The organism is Streptomyces alkaliphilus (assembly GCF_014141535.1).
Taxonomy (GTDB): Bacteria; Actinomycetota; Actinomycetes; order Streptomycetales; family Streptomycetaceae; genus Streptomyces; species Streptomyces alkaliphilus.
This window is the reverse complement of record NZ_VKHT01000229.1, coordinates 1-6,105: the sequence shown is the minus strand read 5'-3', so window position 1 is coordinate 6,105 and position 6,105 is coordinate 1. Positions and strand designations below refer to the sequence as shown.

Sequence of the window (6,105 nt, the reverse complement as noted above, 5' to 3'; positions counted from 1 at the left end):
CGGTGGGCCCGGTGAACGGGGAGCGGCGGTCACGGGAACCGGGCGGGAACGGCGGGGACCGGCGGGCGAAGCCGGCCGACGCCGTCTCCGCCGACCCTCCCCGGTTCCCGGGACCGGTGGGCATCCCGGGCACGGCGAACACCCCACCCGGGGGACGCCGCCACCCGGGAAAGCAACGAAAATCCCCGGAAAACACCAGCTCGACAAGGGGTTCCCGAGCTTCCGGCGGTTCTTGTCCCGGTGAACGAACAAGGGCCCTCGGGCCGGGGGCCCGGGGGTAGGCTCATCCCCGCCGATGGCTCCGTCCCCGGAAAGACACCGGAGGACGCCACGGCCCCGGCCTCACTATCCGGAGAGGAGCCCTGAAGCAGGGTGAGCACCACATCGAACAGCAGCGAACTCGACTGGACAGAACTGGACCGGCGGGCCGTGGACACCGTCCGCGTCCTGGCGATGGATTCCGTGCAGCGGGTCGGCAACGGGCACCCGGGGACGGCGATGAGCCTGGCCCCCGCCGCCCACCTCGTCTTCCAGAAGCTGATGCGACACGACCCCTCCGTCCCGGACTGGGCGGGCCGCGACCGCTTCGTGCTCTCCGTGGGCCACAGCAGTCTGACGCTCTACATCCAGCTCTACATGACGGGCTACGGGTTGGAGCTGGAGGACCTCAAGGCCTTCCGCACCTGGGGCAGCAGGACCCCGGGGCACCCCGAGCACGGCCACACCGTCGGCGTCGAGACCACCACCGGCCCGCTGGGGCAGGGCGTGGCCAACGCCGTGGGCATGGCGATGGCCTCCCGCTACGAGCGTGGTCTGTTCGACCCCGACACGCCGGTGGGCGAGTCCCCCTTCGACCACACCATCTGGGTCTTCGCCGGTGACGGTGACCTCCAGGAGGGCGTCTCCGCGGAGGCCGCCTCCCTGGCCGGCCACCAGAAGCTCGGCAACCTGGTGCTGCTGTGGGACGACAACCACATCTCCATCGAGGGTGACACCGAGACCGCCGTCAGCGAGGACGTGCTCGGCCGGTTCGAGGCGTACGGCTGGCACGTGCAGCGGGTGCCGCAGGCGGAGAACGGTGACCTCGACCCCGTCGCCCTGTACGAGGCGATGGTCGCCGCCCGGGCGGAGACCTCACGGCCCTCGATCATCGCCGCGCGCTCGATCATCGCCTGGCCCGCGCCCAACGCCCAGAACACCGAGGCGTCCCACGGCTCCGCGCTGGGCGTCGAGGAGGTGGCCGCCACCAAGCGGGTCCTGGGCTTCGACCCGGAGCGGGACTTCGCCGTGGAGCCCGAGGTGCTGGAGCACGTCCGGGGCGCCCGCGAGCGGGGGCGGGCGCAGCGCGCCGAGTGGGAGGAGCGGCTGGCCGCCTGGCGGGAGGCCAATCCGGAGCGGGCCACCGAGTGGGACCGGATCCGCGCCGGCCGGCTGCCCGAGGGTTGGGAGAAGTCCCTGCCCTCCTTCGAGCCGGGCAAGGATGTCGCCACCCGCAAGGCCTCCGGTCAGGTCCTGAAGGACCTGGGCGCGGTGATCCCGGAGCTGTGGGGCGGCTCGGCCGACCTCGCCGGCTCCAACAACACCACCATCGACGCCGGCTCCTCCTTCCTGCCCGAGGGCAACAGCCTCCCGAGCGCCGATCCCTACGGCCGGACCATCCACTTCGGCATCCGCGAGCACGCCATGGGCTCGACGATGAACGGCATCGCCCTGCACGGGAACACCCGGGTGTACGGCGGCACCTTCCTGGTCTTCTCGGACTACATGCGCCCGGCGGTGCGGTTGGCCGCGCTGATGGAACTGTCGGTGACCTACGTGTGGACCCACGACTCCATCGGTCTGGGCGAGGACGGTCCCACCCACCAGCCGGTCGAGCACCTCGCCTCGTTGCGCGCCATCCCCGGCCTGAACGTGGTGCGGCCGGCCGACGCCAACGAGACCGCGATCGCCTGGCGCGAGATCCTGCGCCGGCACGGGGAGCGGTCCGCCCCCCACGGTCTGGCACTCACCCGCCAGAACGTCCCCACCTACGAGGCGGACGAGGACACCGCGCGGGGCGGTTACGTCCGGGCGGAGGCCGAGGGCGGGGAACCGCGGGTGATCCTCATCGGCACCGGCTCCGAACTCCACCTGGCGATGGCCGCCCGCGAGGAGCTCCAGGCCGAGGGCATCCCCACCCGGGTGGTGTCGATGCCGTGCGTCGAGTGGTTCGAGGAGCAGACCCGCGCGTACCGCGACAACGTGCTGCCCCCGGGCGTGCGCGCCCGGGTCGCCGTGGAGGCGGGCGTGGGCATGAGCTGGCACCGCTGGACCGGTGACGCCGGCCGGGTGGTCTCCCTGGAGCGCTTCGGTGCCTCCGCCGACTACAGAAAGCTGTTCGAGGAGTTCGGCATCACCGCGGAGGCGGTGGCCGCCGCGGCGCGGGAATCGCTGGCCGCCGCCGAGCGCTGATCCCTACATCCGAAAGAGTCAGGAGTTGCGTTACCGATGACCGAGGCACTCAAGCGGCTCTCCGAGGAGGGCGTCGCGATCTGGTTGGACGACCTCTCCCGCAGCCGGATCACCTCCGGTGACCTGGGCGAGCTGATCGACCAGCAGCACGTGGTGGGGGTCACCACCAATCCCGCGATCTTCCAGAAGGCCATCTCCGCCGGCGAGGGGTACGAGCAGCAGGTCGCCGACCTCGCCGTGCGCCGCGTCTCCGTGGAGGAGGCGCTGCGGATGATCACCACGGCGGACGTGCGGGACGCCTGCGACGTCCTGCGTCCCGTCTTCGACGCCACCGACGGCCGGGACGGCCGGGTCTCCATCGAGGTGGACCCCCGTCTGGCCCACGCCACCGCCCCCACCGTCGCCGAGGCCAAGCAGTTGGCCTGGCTGGTGGACCGACCCAACACGTTGATCAAGATCCCCGCCACCGAGGCGGGGCTGCCCGCCATCACCGAGACGATCGCCCTGGGCATCAGCGTCAACGTCACGTTGATCTTCTCCCTGGAGCGGTACCGCGCGGTGATGGACGCCTACCTCACCGGTCTGGAGCGGGCCCGGGAGAAGGGCCTGGACCTGTCGACCATCCACTCCGTGGCGTCGTTCTTCGTCTCGCGGGTGGACACCGAGATCGACAAGCGGCTGGAGGCCCTGGGTACCGAGGAGGCGAGGGCGCTGCGCGGGAAGGCCGCCCTGGCCAACGCCCGGCTCGCCTTCCAGGCCTACGAGGAAGTCTTCTCCTCGCCGCGCTGGGAGGAGCTGTCCGGGGAGGGCGCCAACGTCCAGCGCCCGCTGTGGGCCTCCACCGGCGTCAAGGACCCGGCCTACCCGGACACCCTGTACGTCACGGAACTGGTGGCACCCGGCACCGTCAACACAATGCCGGAAGCCACCCTGCGGGCCGCCGAGGACCACGCGGAGATCACCGGCGACACCATCAGCGGCGCCTACGAGCAGGCCAGGGCCGACATCGACGCCCTGGCCGAGCACGGCATCTCCTACGACGAGGTCGTGAAGCTCCTCGAGGTCGAGGGCGTGGAGAAGTTCGAGAGCGCCTGGAACGACCTGCTCGACTCCACCCGGGCCGAGTTGGAACGGCTCGCGCCGGAGGAAGGTCGCGAGAACGCGTGAGCGGCGACACCACGGCGACCGGGGGCACCACCCCCGCCCCCGGCGCCAACCCGCTGCGGGACCCGGGGGACCGACGGCTGCCGCGGATCGCGGGGCCGTCGGGCCTGGTCATCTTCGGGGTGACCGGTGACCTGTCCCGCAAGAAGTTGATGCCCGCGGTGTACGACCTCGCCAACCGGGGGCTGCTCCCACCGGGCTTCTCCCTGGTCGGCTTCGCCCGACGCGACTGGGAGGACGAGGACTTCGCCAAGGTCGTGCACGACTCGGTCAAGGAGCACGCCCGCACGCCGTTCCGCGAGGAGGTCTGGCGGCAACTGTCGGAGGGCATGCGGTTCGTGCCCGGCGTCTTCGACGACGACGCCGCCTTCGAGACGCTGCGGCAGACCATCGACCGACTCGACAAGGAGCGCGGCACCGGCGGCAACTTCGCCTTCTACCTGTCGGTGCCGCCGAAGTTCTTCCCCCTGGTGGTGCAGCAGCTCAAGAAGCACGGCCTCTCGGAGGGGAAGGGTGACAGCTGGCGACGGGCCGTCATCGAGAAGCCCTTCGGCCACGATCTGGCCTCCGCCCGCGAGCTGAACCGGACCGTGCACGGTGTCTTCGCCAACCACGAGGTCTTCCGGATCGACCACTACCTGGGCAAGGAGACCGTTCAGAACATCCTGGCGCTGCGCTTCGCCAACACGATGTTCGAACCACTGTGGAACCGCAGCTACGTGGACCACGTGCAGATCACCATGGCCGAGGACATCGGCATCGGCGGTCGGGCGGGGTACTACGACGGTATCGGGTCGGCCCGCGACGTCATCCAGAACCACCTGCTGCAACTCCTGGCGCTGACCGCGATGGAGGAGCCGGTCTCCTTCGACGCCAAGGCACTGGTCACCGAGAAGTTGAAGGTGCTCAACGCGGTACGGCTGCCCACCGACATGGCCCGCACCACCGTGCGGGGGCAGTACACGGCGGGTTGGCAGGGCGGGGTCCGGGTACCGGGCTACCTCCAGGAGGAGGGCATCGACCCCGGGTCGGTGACCGACACCTACGCGGCGCTGAAGCTGGAGATCGACAACCGGCGGTGGGCGGGGGTGCCGTTCTACCTGCGGACCGGGAAGCGACTGGGGCGGCGGGTCACCGAGATCGCGGTGGTCTTCCAGCGGGCGCCGTACTCCCCCTTCGACGCCACCGACACCCGGGAGCTCAACAACAACGCGCTGGTGATCCGGGTGCAGCCGGATGAGGGCGTGACGATCCGTTTCGGCTCCAAGGTGCCCGGCACCCAGATGGAGATCCGGGACGTGACGATGGACTTCGCCTACGGTGAGTCCTTCACCGAGTCCAGCCCGGAGGCGTACGAGCGGTTGCTGTTGGACGTGTTGCTGGGCGACGCCAACCTCTTCCCCCGGCACCAGGAGGTCGAGCGGTCCTGGGAGATCCTCGACCCGGTGGAGGAGTTCTGGGCGACCGGCGGCCGGCCGGAACCGTACACCGCCGGAACCTGGGGGCCGAAGGCGGCCGACGAGATGCTCGCGAGGGACGGACGGAGTTGGCGACGGCCATGAACATCGACCTCACGGACACCACCTCCAGCCGGATCAACGCGGCCCTGGTGCAGGCCAGGCGGGCGACCGGCACGCCGGCCATCGGCATGGTCCTGACCCTGGTCATCGTGACCGACGAGGGCAATCACTACGACGCGCTGAAAGCGGCGAACGAGGCGTCCAAGGAACACCCCTCCCGCATCCTGGTGGTGGTGCGACGCCCCGGCCGCTCGCCCCGGGACCGGGCGGTGGCCCGGCTCGACGCCGAGGTGCGGGCGGGCGCGGACGCGGGCAGCGGTGAGATCGTCCTGCTCCGGCTGCACGGCGAGCTCGCCGCCCACGCGCACAGCGTGGTGCTCCCGCTGCTGCTGCCGGACGCCCCGGTGGTGGTCTGGTGGCCCGAGGACGCCCCGGAACGTCCGGCCGACGACCCCTTGGGATCCCTCGCGCAGCGCCGCATCTCCGACGCGGCCTCCGCCGAGGATCCGATCGCGGTGCTCGGGGTGCGCGCCGAGGGCTACTCCCCCGGCGACACCGACCTGGCCTGGACCCGGATCACCCCCTGGCGCAGTGTGCTGGCCTCCGCCCTGGACCAGCGGCACGGCACCGTGGAGTCGGCCGTGGTCGAGGGCGAGGAGTACAACCCCAGCGCCGAACTGCTCGCCCGGTGGCTCGGGGCACGGTTGGGGGTGCCGGTGGAGCGGGTGCTGACGGACGGTCCGGGAATCACGGCGGTGAGGCTGTCCACGCCGGAGGGCCTGATCTGCCTGACCCGGCCCACCGGGGCCCTGGGCGGGCTGGAGATGCCCGGCCAACCGGACCGGCACGTGGCGCTGCAGCGTCGCGGGACGGCCGAGTTGATCGCCGAGGAACTGCGGCGGCTGGACCCGGACATCGCCTACGCGCAGGCGGTGCGCTTCGACCCCACCCGCCCGGGGCGGGGCGGGCG

4 protein-coding genes are annotated in these 6,105 nt (G+C 71.3%); all 4 read left to right on the top strand.

All coding sequences use genetic code 11. From position 1 onward, the window contains the following. Positions 1-372 precede the first annotated feature (372 nt). The gene (gene tkt, locus FNQ90_RS09880; protein ID WP_182606026.1) at positions 373-2,451 is read left to right on the top strand and encodes a transketolase; all 2,079 of its coding nucleotides are present in this window, start codon (positions 373-375) and stop codon (positions 2,449-2,451) included. Between the two features lie 36 nt (positions 2,452-2,487). Further along, a complete protein-coding gene (gene tal, locus FNQ90_RS09875; protein ID WP_182606025.1) occupies positions 2,488-3,618 on the top strand; it encodes a transaldolase in 1,131 nt (376 codons plus the stop codon). After that, positions 3,615-5,177: a glucose-6-phosphate dehydrogenase gene (zwf, locus tag FNQ90_RS09870; RefSeq protein WP_182606024.1), complete on the top strand. Its 1,563-nt coding sequence runs from the start codon at positions 3,615-3,617 to the stop codon at positions 5,175-5,177. The genes tal and zwf overlap by 4 nt, the downstream gene beginning before the upstream one ends. Continuing rightward, the coding region (gene opcA / locus FNQ90_RS09865; RefSeq protein ID WP_182606023.1) for a glucose-6-phosphate dehydrogenase assembly protein OpcA at positions 5,174-6,105 on the top strand (932 nt) is incomplete at its 3' end. The genes zwf and opcA, both read left to right, overlap by 4 nt.

Bases quoted from the DNA above. Each gene is read 5' to 3' on its own strand.
- tal (WP_182606025.1), top strand. From the start codon at position 2,488: ATGACCGAGGCACTCAAGCGGCTCTCCGAGGAGGGCGTCGCGATCTGG.